The organism is Paracoccus tibetensis, assembly GCF_900102505.1.
Lineage (GTDB): Bacteria > Pseudomonadota > Alphaproteobacteria > Rhodobacterales > Rhodobacteraceae > Paracoccus > Paracoccus tibetensis.
The window spans coordinates 28,566-48,563 of sequence record NZ_FMVT01000018.1 but is presented as its reverse complement, the minus strand read 5'-3'; the positions used below and the strand labels follow the sequence as shown (position 1 = coordinate 48,563).

Annotated in this window: 21 protein-coding genes and 2 pseudogenes; 15 read left to right on the top strand and 8 right to left on the bottom strand. The window is 66.2% G+C overall.

Annotated elements, in window-relative coordinates:
* Both BLP73_RS17685 and BLP73_RS17680 read left to right on the top strand, forming a co-directional pair.
* Positions 1–231: IS3 family transposase (locus BLP73_RS17685; RefSeq protein ID WP_139166020.1), on the top strand; the 231-nt coding region annotated here is incomplete at its 5' end.
* A 77-nt stretch (positions 232–308) separates the two neighbouring features.
* The gene (locus tag BLP73_RS17680) at positions 309–503 is read left to right on the top strand and encodes a hypothetical protein (RefSeq protein ID WP_090747953.1); all 195 of its coding nucleotides are present in this window, start codon (positions 309–311) and stop codon (positions 501–503) included.
* Between the two features lie 180 nt (positions 504–683).
* Here the strand turns inward: BLP73_RS17680 and BLP73_RS17675 are convergent, their stop codons facing one another.
* On the bottom strand, positions 684–1,187 hold the full coding sequence (locus BLP73_RS17675) for a metallophosphoesterase family protein (protein ID WP_245686743.1): 504 nt from the start codon (positions 1,185–1,187) through the stop codon (positions 684–686).
* A 90-nt stretch (positions 1,188–1,277) separates the two neighbouring features.
* Positions 1,278–1,643: a hypothetical protein gene (locus tag BLP73_RS17670; RefSeq protein WP_139166019.1), complete on the bottom strand. Its 366-nt coding sequence runs from the start codon at positions 1,641–1,643 to the stop codon at positions 1,278–1,280.
* A 474-nt stretch (positions 1,644–2,117) separates the two neighbouring features.
* Between BLP73_RS17670 and BLP73_RS19950 the strand changes: the two genes are divergently transcribed.
* The 11 genes from BLP73_RS19950 to BLP73_RS17620 all read left to right on the top strand — a co-directional run bounded on the left by BLP73_RS19950 (position 2,118) and on the right by BLP73_RS17620 (position 13,248).
* Positions 2,118–2,399: a type 1 periplasmic-binding domain-containing protein gene (locus BLP73_RS19950; RefSeq protein WP_281179948.1), complete on the top strand. Its 282-nt coding sequence runs from the start codon at positions 2,118–2,120 to the stop codon at positions 2,397–2,399.
* Complete coding sequence (locus tag BLP73_RS17665) at positions 2,378–3,217, top strand: transporter substrate-binding protein (RefSeq protein WP_342672093.1); 840 nt, start codon at positions 2,378–2,380, stop codon at positions 3,215–3,217. Before BLP73_RS19950 ends, BLP73_RS17665 begins: the two co-directional genes overlap by 22 nt.
* Positions 3,214–3,810: an ANTAR domain-containing response regulator gene (locus tag BLP73_RS17660; protein WP_090747946.1), complete on the top strand. Its 597-nt coding sequence runs from the start codon at positions 3,214–3,216 to the stop codon at positions 3,808–3,810. Before BLP73_RS17665 ends, BLP73_RS17660 begins: the two co-directional genes overlap by 4 nt.
* Positions 3,803–4,696, top strand: coding sequence for an ABC transporter permease (locus tag BLP73_RS17655; protein WP_090747943.1), 894 nt, complete (start codon positions 3,803–3,805; stop codon positions 4,694–4,696). The genes BLP73_RS17660 and BLP73_RS17655 overlap by 8 nt, the downstream gene beginning before the upstream one ends.
* Positions 4,696–5,616 (top strand): ABC transporter permease, encoded by a 921-nt coding sequence (locus tag BLP73_RS17650; RefSeq protein ID WP_090747940.1) that lies wholly within the window; start codon positions 4,696–4,698, stop codon positions 5,614–5,616. The genes BLP73_RS17655 and BLP73_RS17650 overlap by 1 nt, the downstream gene beginning before the upstream one ends.
* A gap of 28 nt (positions 5,617–5,644) precedes the next feature.
* Positions 5,645–7,264 (top strand): ABC transporter substrate-binding protein, encoded by a 1,620-nt coding sequence (locus tag BLP73_RS17645; protein ID WP_090747936.1) that lies wholly within the window; start codon positions 5,645–5,647, stop codon positions 7,262–7,264.
* 4 nt (positions 7,265–7,268) lie between these two features.
* Positions 7,269–8,228, top strand: a complete 960-nt coding sequence (locus BLP73_RS17640; protein ID WP_090747933.1) for an acetamidase/formamidase family protein — start codon at positions 7,269–7,271, stop codon at positions 8,226–8,228.
* Positions 8,225–9,988: an ABC transporter ATP-binding protein gene (locus tag BLP73_RS17635; RefSeq protein WP_090747930.1), complete on the top strand. Its 1,764-nt coding sequence runs from the start codon at positions 8,225–8,227 to the stop codon at positions 9,986–9,988. Before BLP73_RS17640 ends, BLP73_RS17635 begins: the two co-directional genes overlap by 4 nt.
* Positions 9,989–10,306: 318 nt before the next feature.
* A complete protein-coding gene (locus BLP73_RS17630) occupies positions 10,307–11,284 on the top strand; it encodes a Bug family tripartite tricarboxylate transporter substrate binding protein (RefSeq protein WP_090747927.1) in 978 nt (325 codons plus the stop codon).
* A 12-nt stretch (positions 11,285–11,296) separates the two neighbouring features.
* Positions 11,297–11,746 carry a tripartite tricarboxylate transporter TctB family protein gene (locus BLP73_RS17625; protein WP_090747924.1) on the top strand — a complete coding sequence of 150 codons (450 nt, stop codon included), beginning with the start codon at positions 11,297–11,299 and terminating at the stop codon, positions 11,744–11,746.
* Complete coding sequence (locus BLP73_RS17620) at positions 11,743–13,248, top strand: tripartite tricarboxylate transporter permease (RefSeq protein WP_090747921.1); 1,506 nt, start codon at positions 11,743–11,745, stop codon at positions 13,246–13,248. Before BLP73_RS17625 ends, BLP73_RS17620 begins: the two co-directional genes overlap by 4 nt.
* A 287-nt stretch (positions 13,249–13,535) precedes the next feature.
* On the opposite strand, the gene BLP73_RS17615 is transcribed toward BLP73_RS17620, so the two are convergent.
* The 4 genes from BLP73_RS17615 to BLP73_RS17600 form a co-directional block, all read right to left on the bottom strand.
* On the bottom strand, positions 13,536–13,874 hold the full coding sequence (locus BLP73_RS17615; protein WP_090747918.1) for an AtuA-related protein: 339 nt from the start codon (positions 13,872–13,874) through the stop codon (positions 13,536–13,538).
* Entirely contained in the window at positions 13,871–15,127 is a 1,257-nt protein-coding gene (locus tag BLP73_RS17610; RefSeq protein ID WP_281179949.1) for an acyclic terpene utilization AtuA family protein, read from the bottom strand. Before BLP73_RS17610 ends, BLP73_RS17615 begins: the two co-directional genes overlap by 4 nt.
* 110 nt (positions 15,128–15,237) lie before the next feature.
* Positions 15,238–16,968, bottom strand: coding sequence for a TRAP transporter permease (locus tag BLP73_RS17605; RefSeq protein ID WP_217630724.1), 1,731 nt, complete (start codon positions 16,966–16,968; stop codon positions 15,238–15,240).
* Between the two features lie 148 nt (positions 16,969–17,116).
* Complete coding sequence (locus BLP73_RS17600; RefSeq protein WP_245686741.1) at positions 17,117–18,127, bottom strand: TAXI family TRAP transporter solute-binding subunit; 1,011 nt, start codon at positions 18,125–18,127, stop codon at positions 17,117–17,119.
* A 53-nt stretch (positions 18,128–18,180) separates the two neighbouring features.
* Between BLP73_RS17600 and BLP73_RS19840 the strand changes: the two are divergent.
* Positions 18,181–18,369 (top strand): annotated as a pseudogene (locus BLP73_RS19840) (helix-turn-helix domain-containing protein); the annotation flags it as partial.
* Between the two features lie 215 nt (positions 18,370–18,584).
* A complete protein-coding gene (locus BLP73_RS17590; RefSeq protein ID WP_090747910.1) occupies positions 18,585–19,094 on the top strand; it encodes a LysR substrate-binding domain-containing protein in 510 nt (169 codons plus the stop codon).
* On the opposite strand, the gene BLP73_RS17585 is transcribed toward BLP73_RS17590, so the two are convergent.
* Both BLP73_RS17585 and BLP73_RS19835 read right to left on the bottom strand, forming a co-directional pair.
* On the bottom strand, positions 19,026–19,583 hold the full coding sequence (locus BLP73_RS17585) for a tannase/feruloyl esterase family alpha/beta hydrolase (RefSeq protein WP_139166018.1): 558 nt from the start codon (positions 19,581–19,583) through the stop codon (positions 19,026–19,028). The genes BLP73_RS17590 and BLP73_RS17585 overlap by 69 nt on opposite strands.
* A 139-nt stretch (positions 19,584–19,722) precedes the next feature.
* Positions 19,723–19,998: pseudogene (locus BLP73_RS19835) on the bottom strand (TetR/AcrR family transcriptional regulator); the annotation flags it as partial.

Genomic DNA, 19,998 nt, shown 5'->3' with positions numbered 1-19,998 from the left:
ATGAGCCGCCGCGGCAACTGCCATGACAATGCCGTTGCGGAGAGCTTCTTCAACCTGCTCAAGCGCGAGCGGATCAGGCGCAGGACCTACCGGACACGCGAAGAAGCCAGGCAGGACGTGTTCGATTACATCGAGATGTTCTACAACCCGAAGCGCAAGCACGCGAGAAACGGAATGCTGTCGCCTGCGGAGTTCGAGCGACGGCAGATGATGAGACGTGAAGGCGTCTAAGAAAATCGGGGCTGTTCAGACAACACTGTCGAACTTGAACAGCTCGACAACAAACTTCCAGACGGAGGACACAAGAGATGCCGCGATTTGTCATTGCCATGGGCGCAGCGCCTCACATGAAGTTGGCGCGGTCGGGCCGTGAGTTCAGCGCAATCGAGGTCCCCATGGCCTTCGAAAGCCACGATGACGCGTATGATTATCTCGTTCGGCATTCAGAGGACGTGCCGCTGAAAGGCATCCGTGGCGAGATCGTCGAGGATCTTTCTCTTTAGTTCGACCTTGGGCTTCATCCTTCTGACTTGAGAACGATTTAAGGCAGCTTCCAGTGCTTGACGCCTGCTTTGGTGGTGGGCTGTAGACATAGAATGTCCGGAAAAGTTATGAATAGGCTGTCTCCGTTGCCACCTTACTGCATTCGCAAGAGTCCGGTTTTCGATGTCCAGGCGACAGGGTCAGATTGACAAAGGGTGGATCATGGCGCGGGGGCGGCCGGCCTCTTCCCAAAGGAAAGCCAGCGTGATCGGCAGGCGAAAGCGGCGGGGGCCGGCTGCGCCGGGGTTCAGCCAGAGGGTGCTGCCGGTTTCCTCGATGCAGGGCTTGTGGGAATGACCTGAGACCACGACGTTCCAGCCCTCGGCTCTCGTATCCGCCTGCAGAGCCTTGCGGTCATGGATCATGTGGATCCGCAGGCCGCTGATCGTGAGGCTCACCGTTTCGGGCAGGGCCTCAGCCCAGTGGCCGCGGTCGATGTTGCCGCGAATTGCCGTCACCGGCGCGATGCGTGCCAGTGCGTCAAGATGCGTGGGATCACCGATATCGCCCGCGTGCAGGATGCGGCCGACGCCTTCGAGCGTCTCCAGCGCCTCAGGGCGGAGCAGACCGTGGGTGTCGGAGATGACGCCGATGCAGTTCCCACGAGATGGCCGGCCAGGCATTGGCTTGGGGCTGCTGGTCATCGACCGCTTGGATCAAATTGCTGCACATCACCTCTACGCCCGCTTGTTGGGCACCTTGTTTAGCAGAAACCGCGTCGTCACTCCGATCCTTCACTCCCGCCACGGAGGCAGCTCGCGTTGGCAGTGCCCCGCTACCGCCGCCCCGAGAGAAATAGCACCGTCCCGCGGCCCTGCGCCGAACTGTGACAGGCCAGCGCCTTCGGCCTGCCGCGCGGGGTCCAGGGTGAAGACGATCCCCTCGCCGGCACCGCGCGGCTTGGGGCTGGCTCGCCAGAGGCGCGTCACCACCGGCATCCCCATCGCGCGCTGCGCAAAGTCCCCTGCCGCGCACCAGTAATCGGTGTCTGAACGGCCGCTGCGGAACGCGACCGCGATCTCGGTGGGGCCGACCTGTGCCGCCTCCATTCCGTTGCGCGCAGTAAAGCCTGCCGCCGGCAAAGGCAGGGCGAGCAGCATCAACAAGATTGTTCGCATGCGGATCTCCTCCCTCAGGGTGCCGTCGCTCTCCCTCGGAGAATGCCCGCCGCCCGGACGAGGTTCCGCGTCCCACCCTCGGCATTTCGGGGCGTGGACCAGCCCTGAGGCCAGGAGAGATTGAGTGTCAGCCAAGTGCGACGCGCGTTGCCGTCGCGCTTGTCGATCGACAGCTAAGGGCCGTCCCTCCCCACCTACAACTTGTCGAGCGGCTGAGCACGGATAGCACCATGAGCTTGGTGGCATTCTGCCAGAACAGCTTTATGGGAGTACATCGTTGCTCTGCCGAAGGCCTGCCCAGTATTTCGACAGTAGCATCTTCTCGAGTCGACGAATCGTTGACTGCGAGGCGCGGCATGTCTCATCGTCATCCTGACATACTCGGCAACCAGGCCTCGCGATCCGTTCGCTCTTTCGAGCACAGGGATCTGCGAGGCTTTTTTGTTTAGGCGGACGATGGCACGGAAGATCTCGATCGGCGTTCTGTTTTCCCACTCGGGTCCGTACCGGCTGATGGGCGAGGCAAGCCGCAGTGGCGCGCTGAAGGGCATCGAGCAGGTCAACGGGGACGACCGTTTCGATCTTTCTTTCGATCATGTCGAGCGCGATCCGGCAGGAGATGTCGATGCCTATGCGCCGCTGAGCGAGGAGATCCTCAGCACGTCCGGCGCGCGGCATTTGTCGGCTGCACGACATCCTGGAGCCGAAAGGAGGTCATCCCTTCGCTGGAACGGCTGAACGGGGCGCTTTGGTATCCGGTCCCCTACGAAGGGTTCAAAGCCTCGGACAGGGTTGTCTACACGCACGCTTGTCCCAACCAGCATCTTCTGCCCCTGCTCGATCATGCGTTCGCATCGCACGGCAAACGCGGCTACCTGACCGGGTCGAACTACATCTGGGGCTGGGAAATGAACCGCCTGGCGCGCCAGGTGACGGTCACGGCCGGGGGCGAGATCCTGGGTGAGCGTTATCTGCCGCTCGGCTCGACCGATGTCTCGAGGATCGTCGAGGAGATAGCCGTCCTCCGCCCGGACTTCGTCCTGAACCAGCTGATCGGGCCGTCGCAATATGAGTTCATCGCGGCGATGGCCGATCTTCGGCGCAGCGATCCGTATTTCGCGAGCCCCCGCTGCCCCGTCCTGTCCTGCAACCTCACCGAATGCGAATTGCCGGTCATGGGCACGTCTGCTGACGGGATTGTCGCGGCAGGCCCTTGGTTCCAGGGCATGCCTGCACTGCTTGCCGGACAAGAGCAGAAGCAGGATTTCTCCTCGTCCTTCGAAGCGGCGGCCTTCGCGTCGGTCATCATGCTGGCGGAGCTTCTGAACCGACGACCCGGTGCGGAAGACCTGGCCCTGTCGCAGCTTCTGGCGCTGCCAAATGCGCGGCAGCTGGGGATCAGCGCGCGGACGCACCACACGCGCCTGCCGATCGCGATCGCCAGGGTCGAAAACGGCGGCTTCAACGTCCTGGACGTGTTAGAGCCGATCGAGGGCGATCCTTACCTGACCGCTGGACGCGATCTTCCGCGTCCCGTGCTGCGGGTGGTCACATGAGCCGTCGCCTTCGCATCCCAGACCTGGGCGGGGCTGTCGCGGTCATCCTGCATCGCCCTCACCCCACGGTCGCGGCACTGGCGCGTCAGCTCGAGGCGATCGGCCTTCGTACCCAGTGTCACTGGCCCGAGCTGCCGCCCGCCGCACAGTCCGCAGACTACCTGTTCATCGACGTGGACCCGGCGCACGAGGACCAGTTCCCGTGGCTGCCGGGGCGGGCGCCGATGCCCACCATCGCGCTGATCGGATCGGAAGCTCCCGGCAGGATCGAGTGGCTGATGAACTTCGGCGCGGATGCTCAGATCCTCAAGCCCGTCGGGACCGCGGGGGTCTATTCGGCTCTGCTGATCGCCCGGGCAACTTTCGATGCGCGCGCCGAGATGAGCGACCAGATCGATAGCCTGCGGCGCCGCCTCGGCCAGCGGCAGACGGTCGTCCGTGCCGTCGCCCTGCTGGCGGCGCGCGGCAAGAGCGAGGACGCGGCCTATGAGCAGCTGAGGCAGATGGCGATGGCCTGGCGCATCAGCTTCGAGGAGGCCGCCGAGCGGCTTGTGCAGAACGCCGCGGCGGACAAGGAGGCCGACAATGGTTGACACCGCCCATGTCCCGCTCCACGCGCCGGCACCTGCGGCCAGCGTCCTGCGCCGGCTGATGCGGCGCAAGCTGGCGCTGTTCGGGCTGGCGATCATCGTGATCGTGGTGGGCGGCGCCATCTTCGCCCCGTGGATCGTCCGATACGCCCCGAACGAGCAGCTTTTCGAGGGTCTGACGATGCAGGGCGCGCCCATGCCTCCGGGCGGCGAGTTCCTGATGGGCACGGACCTTCTGGGGCGCGATCTCTTCAGCCGGATGCTCTACGGAGCGCGCACTTCGCTGATCATCGGGATCGTGGCGAACGGTGCGGCGTTGACCATCGGCACGCTGGTCGGGATCACGGCCGGGTTCCTCAGGGGCTGGGTCGGCGCCATCCTGATGCGCTTCACCGACCTGATGATGGCCTTCCCGGCCCTGCTGCTGGCGATCTGCCTAGCGGCAATCTTCCAGCCCTCGCTCTGGATCGTCGCCATGGTGATCGCGCTGGTGAACTGGGTGCAGACGGCGCGGGTCGTCTACACCGAAACCACCAGCCTCGCCGAGCGAGAGTTTATCGCGGCCGAGCGCACGCTCGGCGCCTCGGGCGGGCGCATCCTCTTTCGCCACATCCTGCCGCATCTGGTGCCGACGCTGATCGTGTGGGGCACGCTCGGCATCTCGGTCACGGTGCTGCTGGAGGCAACGCTGAGCTTCCTCGGCGTGGGGGTGCAGCCGCCGACGCCAAGCTGGGGCAACATCATCTTCGAGAACCAGACCTATTTCCAGGCCGCGCCCTGGCTGGTCTTCATCCCCGGCGCGGCCATTCTGCTGCTGGCGCTGGCCTTCAACCTGGTCGGCGACGCGCTACGCGACGTGCTGGATCCGACGCAGCGGGGGCGCGACTGATGGCCGGCTATCTCTTCCGCCGCGTGCTGCAAGCCGCGCTGATCCTGCTGGGCGTGAGCTTCATCACCTTCGTGCTGCTTTACGTCCTGCCGGCCGATCCGGTGCGCCAGATCGCGGGACGCTCGGCCACCCAGCAGACGGTCGAGAACATCCGCCAGCAGCTTGGCCTCGACCAGCCGCTGCTGGTGCAATACGGGCGCTACCTCGCCGGACTCGTGCAGGGCGATCTGGGCCGCAGTTACCTTCAGCGGACCGAGGTCAGCACGCTGATCGCCTCGCGCCTGCCCGCGTCCCTGCTGCTGATGGCGGGGGGCATTCTCTGCGAACTGGTGATCGGGCTGACCCTCGGCGTCATCGCGGCGCTCTATCGGGGGCGGCCGCTGGATCAGGGGCTGATGGTCACCAGCTTCGTCGCCGTCTCGGCCCCGCAATTCGTCGTCGGGTTGCTGCTTCTCTACGTTTTCGCGGTCCAGCTGGGCTGGTTTCCCATCGGCGGCTACGGCACGGCGGCGCATCTGGTGCTGCCGGCGGTGACGCTCGGGATCATGGGCTCGGGCTGGTATAGCCGGATGATGCGCTCGTCCATGATCGAGGTGCTGCGGCAAGACTACATCCGCACCGCGCGCGCCAAGGGGCTGACGCGAGGGCGCATCCTCTTCCGCCATGCGCTGCCGAACGCGATCCTGCCGATCATCGCCATGATCGGCATCGACATCGGCATCTTCATGGGCGGCATCGTCGTCGTGGAAAGCGTCTTCGGCTGGCCCGGCATCGGGCAGCTGGCCTGGCAGGCGATCCAGCGCGTCGACATCCCCGTCATCATGGGGGTCACGATGGTCTCGGCCGGCTTCATCGTGCTGGGCAACCTTCTGGCCGACATCGTCACCCCCTTCATCGACCCGCGCATCAAGATGCGGTGAAGCCTCAACCACAACAGGGAAAACCAAGATGAAAAAGCTGCTCTGCTCTTCTGCCCTCGCCTTGGCCTTTGCGCTGCCGGCCGCTGCGCAAGATTACACGCCCGATCCGAATGCCACGCCCGGCGGTACGATCACCATCACCTACAAGGACGACGTGGCGACGCTGGACCCGGCCATTGGGTATGACTGGCAGAACTGGTCGATGATCAAGTCGATCTTCGACGGGCTGATGGACTACGTCCCCGGCACGACCGAGCTGCGGCCGGGCCTTGCCGAAAGCTACGAGGTGTCCGAGGACGGCACAGTCTTCACCTTCACCCTTCGCCAGGGCGTCACCTTCCACAACGGCCGCGAGATGACGGCCGAAGACGTGAAATACTCGCTCGACCGCGTGACCAACCCTGAGACGCAGTCCCCCGGCGCGGGCTTCTTCGCCTCGATCGCCGGCTTTGCCGAGGTGGAAAGCGGCGCGGCGGACAGCCTGTCGGGGGTCGAGGTGGTTGACCCGCAGACTATCCGCATCACCCTGTCGCGCCCCGACGCCACCTTCCTGCACGTCATGGGGCTCAACTTCGCCTCGGTCGTGCCGCGCGAGGCCGTCGAGGAAGCGGGCGCCGATTTCGGCAAGTCGCCGGTCGGCACGGGCGCCTTCAAGCTGGCGGACTGGGTCATCGGCCAGCGCCTCGTCTTGGAGAAGAACGAGGATTACTGGCGCGACGGCGTGCCCTATCTGGACGGCATCACCTTCGAGGTCGGGCAGGAGCCGGTCGTGGCGCTGCTGCGCCTTCAGCAGGGCGAGGTGGACGTGCCGGGCGACGGCATCCCGCCGGCGAAGTTCCAGGAGGTGATGGACGATCCCGACCAGGCGGCGCGCGTGGTCGAGGGCGGGCAGCTGCATACCGGCTACATCACGCTGAACGTGAGCACCCCGCCCTTCGATCAGCTCGCCGTGCGCGAGGCGGTCAACATGGCGATCAACAAGGACCGCATCATCCAGGTCATCAACGGCCGCGCGGTGCCAGCGAACCAGCCGCTGCCGCCCTCGATGCCCGGCTATACCGAGGGGTTTGACGGCTTCGCCTACGACCCCGAAGGCGCGAAGGCCAAGCTGGCCGAGGCGGGGCTGGGGGACGGCTTCACCACCCAGCTCTACGTGATGAACACCGACCCGAACCCGCGCATCGCGCAGGCGATCCAGCAGGACCTGCGGGCCATCGGCGTCGATGTCGAGATCCGCAGCCTCGCGCAGGCGAACGTGATCGAGGCCGGCGGCGCGGGCGAGGCGCCGATGATCTGGTCGGGCGGCATGGCCTGGATCGCGGACTTCCCCGATCCCTCGAACTTCTACGGCCCGATCCTCGGCTGCGCCGGCACCGGCGACGGCGGCTGGAACTGGTCGAAGTTCTGCGACGAGAGCATCGACGCGATGGCGACCGAGGCCGACAGCTTCACCGACCCCGCCGCCCCCGAGCGGCTGGAGATGTGGTCCGAGGTCTACCAGCAGGTCATGGCGCAGGCGCCCTGGGTGCCGGTCTTCAACGAGCAGCGCTACACGATGAAATCGCCGCGCATGGGCGGGGATGACGCGCTCTATGTCGATCCGGTCTCGATTCCCGTCAACTACGACTATGTCTACGTGACCGAGTAAGCCCATGTGCAAGAACTGCGACTACACGATCCACGGCGCGCAGCACCATTTTGGCTGGGACAACTCGCTTCCCCCGGTCCAGACGGTCGCGCCGGGGGCGACGATCCTCTTCAACTGTCAGGATTCTTCGGCGGGCCAGCTTGGCCCGTCGAGCACCGTCGCCGATGTCGCGGCCCTGGACTTTGGCAAGATCAACCCGGTCTCGGGTCCCATCTATGTCGAGGGCGCCGAGCCGGGCGACGCGCTGAAGGTGACGCTTCAGGATTTCGCGCCGCGGGTGCAGGACGGCTCGGCCTGGGGCTGGACGGCGAACATTCCCGGCTTCGGGCTGCTGGCCGACCAGTTCACCGACCCGGCGCTGGTCATCTGGAAGTATGACGCCGCGACGCTGGCCCCCGCGCTCTGGGGCCAGCACGGCAAGGTCGCGCTGAAGCCCTTCACCGGCACGATCGGCGTGGCGCAGGCCGAGCCGGGCCTGCACTCGATCGTCCCGCCGCGCCGCACGGGGGGTAACCTCGACATCCGCGATCTGGCCAAGGGCACGGTCCTCTACCTGCCGGTCGAGGTGGCGGGCGCGCTGTTCTCGGTTGGCGACACTCATGCGGCGCAGGGGGATGGCGAGGTCTGCGGCACCGCCATCGAGAGCCCGATGGACGTCACGCTGACGTTGGACCTGGTCAAGGGCGCCAACCTGAAGATGCCGCGCTTCACCACGCCGGGGCCGGTGACGCGGCATCTGGACGCCAAGGGCTACGAGGTCACGACCGGCATCGGCCCCGACCTGATGACCGGCGCGCGGCAGGCGGTGGAGCAGATGGTGGACCTGCTCTGCGCCCAACACGGCATGGCGGCGGTCGATGCCTACATGCTGGTCTCGACCTGCGGCGATCTGCGGATCTCCGAGATCGTGGACATGCCGAACTGGGTCGTGTCCTTCTACTTCCCTCGCTCGGTGTTCGAATGATCGTGCCGCAGCAGGCCATCGTCGCGCCGCTTCTGTCGGTGCAGGGCCTGACCATCTCGGTCCGGGACCGGGGGGTCGTGCGCCCGCTGGTCTCGAATCTCAGCTTTGATCTGCGTCCGGGCGAGACCTTGGCCATCGCCGGCGAAAGCGGCTCTGGCAAATCGATCACTTCGCTCGCGCTGATGGGCCTGCTGCCGGCAAATGTCTCCGTGACCTCCGGCCAGCTGCTGCTGAACGGGGTCGATCTGGCGCGTCTTCCCGAGACCAGGATGCGGCCCCTGCGCGGCGCCCGGATCGCCATGATCTTCCAGGAGCCGATGACCTCGCTCAACCCGGTGCAGATGATCGGCGCGCAGCTGACCGAGGCGATCCGTGCGCATGAGCCAGTCAGCCAAGCCGAGGCGAAGGTCGCGGCCATCGAGGCGCTGCGCCAGGTGCGCATCTCGGAACCCGCGCGCCGGATGCGGCAATACCCGCACGAGCTGTCGGGCGGCATGCGGCAACGCGTCATGATCGCTATGGCTCTGGCGCTGCGCCCGGCGGTGCTTATCGCGGACGAGCCGACAACGGCGCTGGATGTGACCGTCCAGCGCGAGGTGCTGGACCTGCTCCGCGACCTGCAGGCAAAGACCAACACCGCCGTGATCCTGATTACCCATGACATGGGCGTGGTGGCCGAGACGGCGGACCGGGTCATCGTCATGCAGTCCGGTCGATTGGTCGAGGAGGGAACAGCGGCGCAGATTTTCGCCGAACCGCGCGCCGCCTACACCCGCGAGCTGTTGGCCGCGGTTCCTCGCCTCGGTGCGGGGGCCGAGCGCGCAGCACCTGTGCCCCCCGAGGCGCCGATTCCGATCGCGCGCCTGACCAAGGCGTCGGTTCATTACGACGTCGGCGCCAACTTCTTCGGCCGCCCGACCCACCGCGTTCACGCAGCCCTCGGCGTCAGCTTCGACATCCGCCCCGGCGAGACCTTCGGCCTGGTCGGGGAAAGCGGCTGTGGCAAGTCGACCATAGCCAAGGCATTGGCGGGCCTCGTGCCTCACCACGGGCTGATCGAGATCGGAGGGAAACCCACTTCGTCTCTGAAAGCCCATGAGCGCAAAGCGCTGCGCCGTGACATCCAGATGGTGTTCCAGGATCCGATGGCCGCGCTGGACCCGCGGATGAAGGTGGGGGACGCCGTCGAAGAGCCGCTGGTCATCCACCGCATCGGCACCCCGGCAGAACGTCGTGCCCGCGTCGAGGACCTGTTTCGACGTGTCGGCCTCAGCACGGAGCAGATGTCCCGATATCCCCACGAGTTCAGCGGCGGCCAGCGCCAGCGCATCTGCATCGCCCGCGCCCTGGTGCTGCGCCCGAAGCTGATCATTTGCGATGAAAGCGTGTCAGCGCTGGACGTATCGGTCCAGGCGACTGTGCTGGCGCTCCTGCAAGAGCTGAAGGACGAGATGGGAATGTCCTACCTGTTCATCAGCCACGACATGGCCGTTGTCGAGAATGTCGTCGACCGGCTGGCGGTCATGTATCTCGGCCAGATCGTCGAGATGGGAACCCGTGACCAGATTTTCGGCAACCCGCAGCACCCCTACACGCAGCGACTTCTCGATGCTGTGCCCATCCCGGATCCGGCGCGTCGGGCGCGGGACTACCTTCGCCCCTCCGGAGAGCCGCCCTCCCCCCTGCATCCCATAGGCGAGGCGCCCACCCTCGCCGACTTGATCGACATCGGCGGTGGGCATCTGGTCGCGAAGTCCTGAGGTTGAGGTCGGTGTGCGCTCAGCAGCAGTAAGCGGCTGAAGCAGTGCCGTAGCTGCATGCCTTGCGAGCCGCCGTTCGCCATGAAAGGACTTCGCTAGCCGGACCTGCACAGTGTGTCGGGGTGGCCGCTACAGGAAGCTGAACCGCAGAACCGACAATAGGATGACCGTCCGCTGCGGGCCGGGTGAGCTTGGACTGAACAGGAGAAGCGCCGAGCAAGGTCCGCTTTGGAAGCACCGCAACCGTCTGCCCACTGGCCATTGACGCCCCTGCCAGCAAGGGCAACAAACGATGTAGATTTATCGGGGGAGCTTCACATGATCTGTTGCCAAACACGCCGCGGTGCGGCCGTTGCCGCTTTCCTGACCGGATGCGCCCTGTCCTCTGCCGCAATGGCGCAGGATTGGCCCGCCGGTCCGGTGCATGTCTTCGTTGGCTTCCCGGCAGGCTCGTCACCGGACACCATCGCACGGATTGTTGCCGAACCGTTGGCAGAGGCGCTTGGCCAGCCGGTCGTCGTCGAGAACAGACCCGGCGCCGGTGGGGTGATCGCGGTTCAGCAGATGCTGGCCCGCGGCGACGACAGCTTCGGCATCAACATCAACGGCCCGCTGACCACCGCGCAGCGGCTTATCCCCGATCTGGGCTATGACCCGGTGGCCGACATCGCCCCGGTGGGCCTGATCGCGACCAGCCCGCTGGTGCTGGCCGTGGGAGCGGATTTTCCGGCCGACGACCTTGCTGGCTTCATCGAGGCCGCCGCCGAGCCTGAGGCAATCAGCTACGGCTCGGTCGGCGAAGGGTCTGGGGCGCATCTGACGGCCGAGCTGTTCGCCAATGCCGCCGGTGTCCAGCTGTTCCACATTCCCTTCCAGAGCTATGCCGAGGTCACGACATCCATCCTTGGGGGTGAGATCGACAGCGGCTTCATGGCCCCCTCTGCGGCGCTGCCGCAGGTCGAGGCGGGCACCATGAAGATGCTGGGCGTCACCTCGGCCGAGCCTTTCGCGCAGGTGCCGGATGTGCCCGTCATCGCAGGGACCGCTGGCCTGCCGGAGAATTTCAGGGCCGAACTCTGGAACGCCTTCATTGCTCCCGCCGGGACTGACCCGGCCGTGATCGAGCGTCTGAACGCCGAGTTGAACACCATCCTGGCCGATGAGGAGGTGCGCGAGCGGCTGCTGGCGATGGGCTGGCAGGCGCAGCCGGGCACGCCCGATGATCTGGCACAACGGATCCGAGACGACACCGCGCTTTGGGGCGGGGTGATCGACACGGTCCAGGCGGCTGAGTAGTTCGGAACGCCGATGCGCCGCGACCTCTATGACCTCGGCTGGGGCGCGGCTCTCGCGGTAACCGGGTTTACCGTCGCGGGCTATGCCTGGGCCAGCTATGACATGGGCAGCCTGCGGCGGATGGGCCCCGGGTTCTTTCCGGTGACGCTCGGGCTGCTGCTGGCGGGTCTGGGGGCGCTGATCGCCATCCCAGCGATGAGTCGGCCCGGCCGCTTCCGCCCCTTCGCCTGGCCCGAGACCATCACCGTCGTCACGGCGCTGCTGGTCTTCGGACTGGCGCTGGACAGGCTGGGCATCCTTCTGACAACGGCGCTGACGGTGTTGATTGCCAGCTCGGTCGCACCGCGCGGGGGCCTCGGCTGGCGGCTGGTGCTGTCAGCCGCGGTGACGGCGCTGGTCTGGGTGGTCTTCCTGCGCGGCCTGAACATGTCGCTGCCCGTCTGGCCGGGGGCGCCGCGATGACCACGGTGGATGGCTTGGCCCACGGGCTGGCGGTTGCGCTGCAGCCATCTGTCCTGATCTACAGCCTTCTGGGTGCGGTGCTTGGCACGCTGGTCGGCGTTCTGCCAGGCATCGGCGCGATGGCGGCGATCACGCTTCTGCTGCCAATCACCTACTACATCTCGTCCGAGGCAGCTCTGGTCATGCTGGCCGCGGTCTATTACGGCGCGCAATATGGCGGGGCGGTCGCCTCGATCCTGCTGCGCCTCCCAGGCACGCCGCAATCGGCAGTGACTACGCTGGACGGCTACCCGATGGCCCAACAGGGCCGGGCGGGAGTGGCGCTATTCACGGCAATGATCTCATCCTTTGCGGGGTCCATGTTGGGGATCGTGATCCTGGTGCTGCTGGCGGGCTGGCTGAGCGGTCTGGCAACCAGCTTCGGGGCGGCGGACTATGCAGCGATGATGGTGATGGGGCTGGTCGCGGCCTCGACCATCGGCGAGGGGCGGCTGGCCAAAAGCCTGGCGATGGTGGTGCTGGGGGTAATCCTTGGATGCGTCGGCACGGACGTGAACTCCGGCGCCCAACGCTTCACCTTCGGGCAGGTCCAGCTTATAGACGGCATCAATCTGGTCGCGCTGGCGATGGGTCTCTTCGGTCTGGCCGAGATCATCGGCAACATCCGCAAGGCCGAGCGCGACGGCCCCCCCGCCCGCGTCAGCCTGCGAGAGCTGGTCCCGACGCGGGACGACCTGCGGCGGATGGTGGCGCCCATCACACGCGGGACCGCGCTTGGCGGCTTCTTCGGCGCGCTGCCGGGCACCGGTTCGACCATCTCATCCTTCCTCAGCTATGCGCTGGAGCGGCGCGTCGCTCGACAGCCCGAACGCTTCGGCAAGGGCGCCATCGAGGGGGTCGCGGGCCCCGAGGCCGCCAACAACTCGGCCTCGATCACCGCCTTTGTCCCGACGCTGACCCTGGGCATCCCGGGTGACCCGATCATGGCGTTGATGCTGGGAGCGCTGGTCATCCACGGCATCCAGCCCGGCCCGATGATGCTGGAGGCCAACCCGGACATGTTCTGGGGCCTCGTTGTCAGCTTCGGGATCGGAAACCTGTTTCTTCTGGTCCTGAACCTGCCGCTGATCGGAATTTGGGTGTCGATGCTTCGCATTCCCTTCCGCTGGCTTTACCCAGCGATCATCATCTTCGTCTGCCTGGGCGTCTACTCCGTGCGCGGCTCGACCTTCGACATCGTCATGGTCGCTGCCATCGGGGCTATCGGCTATGCGCTGACGCAAGCGGCCTTCAGCCCTGCACTGCTGCTCCTTGGCTTCGTCCTCGGCCCGCTGATCGAGACGAACCTGCGCCGCGCCCTGCTGGTCTCACGCGGCGATCCAATGATTTTCCTGGAGCGCCCCATCGCCTGCGGCTTCGTGATCGCGACGTTTGCGCTGCTGATCTACGGCTTCGTGAAGCGCAGCGATCAAGGATCCCAAGCCAGTAGCGTGGCAGACTAGTGCAGCCATGTGCGGCTATAAAGCTTGAACCAACCAAGGCGGATCAATTGCGCAGCTAGTCCGCATTAACCTTGAGGCACCAGCTACCTCCCCCGATCTTGCAGGAGTTCATGGAAACGTCGAAATCAAGATTGGGTGTCACCGAAGGCGCGTGGCGATGGACGTCGCTGCGACGACCAGCAACGTCCGCTTCTAGAAGAAGCACCGAACGTTTCTGTCCGCCGTCACCGTCAGCTACGGGCCGTCCTTCGCCTACCATGTCATCAAGGTCAGTTTGCAGCAGCTCACTAAAGAGGTTGATATTTGCCTGCGTCAGGGTCGATCTCCATCCCCAGCAGCAGGTAAGACAGCGTCTTTCCATGGGCACCGAGGCAGAGGGCGGTATTCGAGCCTCCTTCCAAGGCATCCTCGATCACGAAGTTCATCGCATGCAGCTGCGGGACGAGGTAGTGCCGCACCGCACTGGCGCCGCGATGGGCGAAGAGAGCAAGGACCCGCGCCTCTGTTACCTCGCGAGTCAGCAGGCCCCAATCTGCGGGGTCATGGGCGATCAGGCTGACACTCAGCCGGTTGCCCTTGTCGCCCGTGCGGGCATGGGCAAGGCGGTGCAGCGGCATTGTAGTCATGCGAGCGCCTCCTCGAGGAAGGTATAGCCGGTGCGGATTTTGTCGCGAGCGATCATGCGGCTGCGGGTGACGATACGCGGCGCGACGTGGATGCGGACGCCGCCGCCCCCCGCCGGGCCGCAGCAATAGAGGGCTCCGACCTCTTGGCAAGCAGCGCAGACCGTTGCCTCGTCGCCGCCGAAGGTGAAGTGGGCGCGATAGTCGCCGGAGGCGGAGGCTGCCGTGCCTTGCCGCAAACTGGCGCTGTCGTCGTCGAAGACGCTGACAGCGCCTAGAATGTCGGCGCGCAGACGCGGGGTGAGGCCGCGGATCGCCAAGCGCTCGCGGATGGTGCGGACGGCTAGCTCGGCTCGGGCAAAAGCGTTTGGCCCTGCATACGAGATGCCGGCCTCGCCCAACCATTCGCCGGGATAGCTGACGGTCGCCTTCAACCGGTCCGGCGCAGGACGGCCGCGGGCGCCGGTGACGCGGACGCGGTCTTGGGCCTGCTGCTCCAGGCACACGCCAGTAACGTCCAGCGTCACGTCGGGGGTCAGGTAGGCGGCGGGATCGTGGATCGCGTAAAGCAGCTGCTCGGTCACGGTGGCGATGTCGATGCGCCCGCCGGTCGCCGGGGGCTTCGTCAGGACCGCCGCGCCGTCGGCGGCCACCTCGGCGATGGGAAAGCCGATCCGGGCCATGTCCGGCACGTCCTTGACGCCGGGATCGGCGAAATAGCCGCCCGAGACCTGACTGCCGCATTCCAGCAGGTGCCCGATCAGCGTGCCCGCCGCGATCCGGTCCACATCGTCCCAATCCCATCCGAAGTGCGCCACCAGCGGCCCGAGCGCCAGTGCCGGATCGGCCACGCGACCGGTCACAACGATCTGGGCACCGGCGCGAATTGCATCAGTGATGCTGCGTGCGCCCAGATAGAGATTGACGGCGATGGGCGCGGCGGGGGGCGTCGGGAGGCCGGCGTCCCCCTCCCACAGTTCACTCTCGTCAAGGGCTGTGTGGCCCAGCATGTCGTCGCCGCTGATCACCGCGATCCTAGACGAGAGGCCGTGCGTCCCGGCCAACCGCGCGATCGTGCGCGCGGCGGCGGGCGGATTGGCTGCACCGAAATTGCCGACGATGGTGATGCCCGCCGTGATGGCGGGGGCGAGGATGGGGGTGAACTGCTCCAGAAGCGGCTCGTAGCCCTTCTCCGGGTCCGCCTGCCGCGCCACCTGGCCAAGCGCCAGCGTGCGCTCTCCGAGGGTCTCGAAGATGATCGCCCCGCCGCGCCCTTAGACGGCGATGGCGGCGACGACAGGGATGACGGCATCCACCCGGTTGCCCGAGAAGCCGGCGCCGCTGCCGATCAGGAAGGGCTGAGTGCTCATGGTCTTGTCCTTGCGTCCGAAGCAATCGCTCGCTGCCGTCGGCCGAATGCCCAAGCAGCAACCAGCAGCGTCAGCGCGGCTGCCGGCCCCGCCGGGTGCGGCCAGATCGCCAGCGCGATGGCTATAATGAAGATGCCCGCATCCGCCGCCCGGTGCCCCAGCATCCGCGAGCCTGACAGAAGGCCCGGGATCGCCAGGACCAGCACCAGCCCCGAGATTGCGGCCTCCGTGATGGCCAGCGCGCCGCCCTGCATGATCATGCCGGGGTAGAGCAGCAGCATGAACGGGACGACATAAGTCACGGCGCCGAGGCGGACGGCCTCGATGGCGGCCTGGGTCCATGGGGTCTGGGCGATGCCCGCGCCGACGAAGACGGCGACGCAGACAGGCGGCGTGTTGACCGAGATGGTCGCGAAATAGAAGACGAAGAGATGCGCGGCCAGCGGATCGACCCCAACCGCCGTCATCGCAGGCGCCAGCACGGCGGCGACCAGCACATAAGCGGCGGTGGTCGGCAGGCCCATCCCCATGATCAGGCAGACGAACGCCACGACCAGCGCCACCAGCGCCAAGCTGTCCCCGGCCAGCGTCACGATTAGCGAGGAGAGCGTCACGCCGATCCCGGTCAGGTTGATCATCGAGACCAGCACCTGCGCCCCCGCCAGCAGCACGCCGATGATGACGAGGCCCTTGCCCGCATCGATTAGCCCAGCCAAGATCTTGCCGGCCATGTCGAGCGCAGGCATCTGCCCCGCTTGCGTCACCACGAAGGCCACCAGCAGCCCCATGATCCCGTAGAAGGCCGAAGTCGCGACCGAGCGGCCCAGCCAGATCCCGATCCCCAGACCCCCAAGCGCCGCCACGATGGGCAGCACCCGGCGCGGCGCGAGGATCAGGCGCAAGGCGGGCAGCTCTTCCTCGGGGACGATAGCGAGGCCGCGGCGCAGCGCGACCAGATGAACGGTGACGAAGACGGCGAGGTAGAAAAGGACCGCGGGAATAATCGCCGCCATCATCACGGTCAGGTAGGGCAGGCCCAGGATCTCGGCCATGACAAAGGCAGCGGCACCCATGATCGGCGGGGCGATCTGCCCGCCGGTGGAGGCCACGGCCTCGACCGCGGCGGCGAAGGGGCGTGGATAGCCGAGACGCACCATCATCGGGATGGTGAAGTTGCCCGTTGTCGCGACATTGGCCACCGCCGAGCCCGAGATCATGCCGAAGAGTCCACTGGAGATGGTCGCGATCTTCGCCGCTCCGCCCGGCTGGCGCCCTCCAAGGCGCATGGCGAGGTCCATGAAGGCCTGCCCGCCGCCCGAATGCAGCAGCAGCGCGCCGAAGAGGACGAAGGCCGCGATGACCGTCGCCGCGACCCCAGTCAGCATGCCCCAAATGCCCAGATCGCCAAGGAACACCGTCTCGGTCACGAACTCGATATCAAAGCCGCGATGACCGAGCGCGCCGGGCAGGTTGCCGCCCAGCAGCGCATAGGCGAGGCCGAGCGTCACGAGGATCGGGAAGATCAGCCCGACCGCTCGGCGCCCTAGGTCGAGCACCGCGACCAGCAGGCCGGCGGTCAGCACGATGTGGGTGGTCGTCGCCCAAGGCAGCGAGCCCATGATCGTCTGGTAGTTCCAAACGATATAGCCGCAGGCGACCAGCGCAGCGCCTGCCAATGCCAGATCGACCGCCAGCCCAATAGGGCGCCAGGAGGTCCCGGTACCCAAAGGGGTAGAGCACTAAGCCCAGCATCGTGACCAGGCCCAGGAACAGGGCGCGCTGCTCCAGCGCCTCGAAGGCGCCGGCGGCGGCCGTCCAGAAGACGAACAGCCCAAGGATCAGCGCAAGCGCCTGTGCGACCCGGTCACGCATGGATCACTCGGCCGGGCGCAGGGCTTCGGGCAGCTCGTGCCCGCTTTCCTCGAACCAGCGGGCGGCGCCGGGATGCAGGGGCACCGTGGCGTATTGCAGCGTCAGCTCGGCCAGCGAAGCGTCGCGCAGCTCGGCCAAGGCGTTCACCTGCACCGTCTCGTCCGCCATCACGGCCGACACGATCTTGTAGGCATCCTCCTCGGTCATTTCCGAGGTCGCGCCGACGCCGACGCCGACGCCGAAGCTCCATGTCGTGTAGGCGGGGATACCCTCGGCCGCGCCTTCAGGGATGTCGACCACGGAGATGTCAGGCATTTCGGCACGCAACTGATCAGCCTGCTCGGGCGTCAGTCCAAGCACGTCAATGGGGGTGAAGGTGGCAACGTCCATTGTCGAGGCATCCAACCGCACACCCGAGCCGGACTTGACGTAGCCCGCCATACGATTGTCCTTGATCGCATCGACGATGTCGGTGGTTGAGCCGCGCACCCATTTTGCATTAAGGCCCAAGGCTTCAAAGACCGCCTTGGTCGTGCTTTCAGTGGCGGAACCGCGAATGTCCGGATTGATCCGCGCGCCTGCCAGTGCCTCAAGGCTGTCCAGCCCCGCATCGCGGCGGACGATGACGTTCTGCGGCGCACCAGTGTAAACCCAGAGCAGCGACAGGTCCTGCGCATTACCTTCAAAGTCGTTCGTGCCCGCGACGGCGTGCTGGGCGACGTTCGTCGTCACCAGCACCATGTCCATCTGCCTGCGGGACATGCGGCGGATGTTGTCCATTGTCGCGCCGGTCTCAACAACCGCGGCGCTGATGCCCTCGACCTGCTCGTTCACGATCTGCCCCGCGGCGACGAAGTAGCCGTAGTGGCTGGACGAGGCCGAGGTCGAGCCGATCAGCAGATCTGTCTGTTGCGCCCAAGCCGGCGTGCTGCACAGAAGCGCGGCCAAGAGAGCAAAGGGATGCTTGGTCATGTGATTCCTCCTGTCGGCCCCTCCACAGGCCGTTGCGTCCATCATCCGGTTTTTTTGACAGTTGCTTAGATAGGCAAGGCTGCAATAATTGATGCATGAAAGGCACCAAATTCGACCTGGCCGACTGTCGCGCCGTGCTGGCGCTGTCTGATGCGCGCTCGTTCCGCCTCGCGGCCGAACATCTTGGCATGTCGCCTTCTGCGCTGTCCCGGCTGGTGACGGGGCTCGAGACGCGGATCAGCGCGCGGCTCTTCGACCGGGACACGCCCAACGTCACCCCAACCGAGGAGGGGCGCGCCTTCACGGAACTCGCTGAGCGTCTGGTGAACACTGCCGAGGGCGGCGCCGAGGATTTCACCGCCTTTCTCGAAGCGCGCCGAGGGCGGCTGACCATAGCCGGGCTGCCCTCCGTCACCGCAGGCCTGCTGCCCGACCTGCTGGAGCGCTTTGCCGCCGCCCATCCTGGTGTCGATCTGCGCATCCTCGACGCGCTGATTCAGTGGTGGCCAGCGTCGCGCGGGGCGAGGCGGATCTGGGATTTACCGCCGGCACGGTCGGCACGCGCGACCAGCTGTCCTTCCAGGCTCTGCTGGACGATCCGTTCGTGGCCGTCGGTCCGACGGGCGGCTTGCTGGCCGAGAACCGCCCCTATGCCTTGTCCGACCTGATCCGGATGCCCTTCATCGCGATGGCGCCCGGCACCAGCGTGCGCGAGCTTCTGGACGGCGCCTGCGCGCGCATCGGCCGACAGCTTGAACCGCACTTCGAGGTCTCGCACCTTGCCACCGCCGGTGCGCTTGTGGCGCAAGGCCTGGGTGTGTCGGCACTGCCCCGCCTGACGCTGCCGGTGCTGGGCAGCCGCGATCTGCTGATCAGGCCCATTGCCGATTTCGGCGCCTCGCGCCGCATCGGCTTGGTCTGGCGCTCGGGCCGGACGTTGTCACCGCCGGCTCGCGCGTTCCTGAAACTGGTGCGCAGCGCACCATTGCAAACTGTAGCCTGGTCCTAGCTGGCGCAGCCAAGCGTGCTTCAGATCCTCGAATTGCGGCTCATCAGCCGCGCGGCACTCGAAGCTGGCGGCATCATTCTCGGGTCCGGTGTCGTTGTAGAAGGCCTGCTGCGGATAGGGGCAGAGCGGGCCGGTGAACAACACGGCACCAGCCGCGTCGCCGCTCTCGTGATGGGCGGCCGCCATCCGCTCGGGCGCGACGCTCTGTTCGACCCATGCCTCCAGCTCGACTTGCAGGGACAGCCGGTTCGGGCCGCTGCCCCCGCCGCAGTGCTCCATCCCCGGCACAAGGAACAGGCGGTGGAAATCATCCGATCCACCCGTCGCCTGCTGCACCCGCCGACAATACGGGATCGACTCCGCCGCCGGCACCACCGGATCGGCCAGCCCATGATAGTGGATCATCTTGCCACCCGAGTCGCGGAACGGCCGCAGATCAGGGTCCATCGCGTTCACCCGCTCGGCAAGACGGTCATCTGCGCGCGTCATGTCGGGACCGAGATCCACGTGCCACACGACCAGCTTTCATCATCTAAAGCCCAGAACTGCCAGAAGCTGAAGCGGGCCGGGCGCTCGGTGCTTGCAAGACCCAACCAGTAGTTGCTCCAGCTCGGACGCTTGGGATTGATCAGTTGCACCCCTGTTGCAATCCAGGTTGCGGCATGTGTTCCACTAGGAACCCCTCGGCGAGCATTTGAAAGGCCTCCTGGGCCTTTGGCAGCATCGTAGCGGGATCATCACAAGTCGCCACCCAGAGTGCCGCGTTCAGCGCCGCGCCATTCAGCAAGCGTGAGGCAGCCTCCAAGTCAACCGGCTTCAGAATGCCCGCCGCGCGCAATTCAGCCACGGCCGCACGCGTGGCATCGAGACAACGGTTCTGGCTCGGCCAATGGGCCGGATCGCC

Coding starts and splice junctions, on each gene's coding strand:
- BLP73_RS17625 (WP_090747924.1), top strand. CDS start 11,297: ATGCGCCGCGACCTCTATGACCTCGGCTGGGGCGCGGCTCTCGCGGTA.
- BLP73_RS17675 (WP_245686743.1), bottom strand. CDS start 1,187: ATGACCAGCAGCCCCAAGCCAATGCCTGGCCGGCCATCTCGTGGGAAC.
- BLP73_RS17680 (WP_090747953.1), top strand. CDS start 309: ATGCCGCGATTTGTCATTGCCATGGGCGCAGCGCCTCACATGAAGTTG.
- BLP73_RS17635 (WP_090747930.1), top strand. CDS start 8,225: ATGATCGTGCCGCAGCAGGCCATCGTCGCGCCGCTTCTGTCGGTGCAG.
- BLP73_RS17670 (WP_139166019.1), bottom strand. CDS start 1,643: ATGCTGCTCGCCCTGCCTTTGCCGGCGGCAGGCTTTACTGCGCGCAAC.
- BLP73_RS17645 (WP_090747936.1), top strand. CDS start 5,645: ATGAAAAAGCTGCTCTGCTCTTCTGCCCTCGCCTTGGCCTTTGCGCTG.
- BLP73_RS19950 (WP_281179948.1), top strand. CDS start 2,118: ATGGCACGGAAGATCTCGATCGGCGTTCTGTTTTCCCACTCGGGTCCG.
- BLP73_RS17615 (WP_090747918.1), bottom strand. CDS start 13,874: ATGACTACAATGCCGCTGCACCGCCTTGCCCATGCCCGCACGGGCGAC.
- BLP73_RS17650 (WP_090747940.1), top strand. CDS start 4,696: ATGGCCGGCTATCTCTTCCGCCGCGTGCTGCAAGCCGCGCTGATCCTG.
- BLP73_RS17600 (WP_245686741.1), bottom strand. CDS start 18,127: ATGGACGCAACGGCCTGTGGAGGGGCCGACAGGAGGAATCACATGACC.
- BLP73_RS17630 (WP_090747927.1), top strand. CDS start 10,307: ATGATCTGTTGCCAAACACGCCGCGGTGCGGCCGTTGCCGCTTTCCTG.
- BLP73_RS17655 (WP_090747943.1), top strand. CDS start 3,803: ATGGTTGACACCGCCCATGTCCCGCTCCACGCGCCGGCACCTGCGGCC.
- BLP73_RS17585 (WP_139166018.1), bottom strand. CDS start 19,583: ATGACGCGCGCAGATGACCGTCTTGCCGAGCGGGTGAACGCGATGGAC.
- BLP73_RS17620 (WP_090747921.1), top strand. CDS start 11,743: ATGACCACGGTGGATGGCTTGGCCCACGGGCTGGCGGTTGCGCTGCAG.
- BLP73_RS17640 (WP_090747933.1), top strand. CDS start 7,269: ATGTGCAAGAACTGCGACTACACGATCCACGGCGCGCAGCACCATTTT.
- BLP73_RS17660 (WP_090747946.1), top strand. CDS start 3,214: ATGAGCCGTCGCCTTCGCATCCCAGACCTGGGCGGGGCTGTCGCGGTC.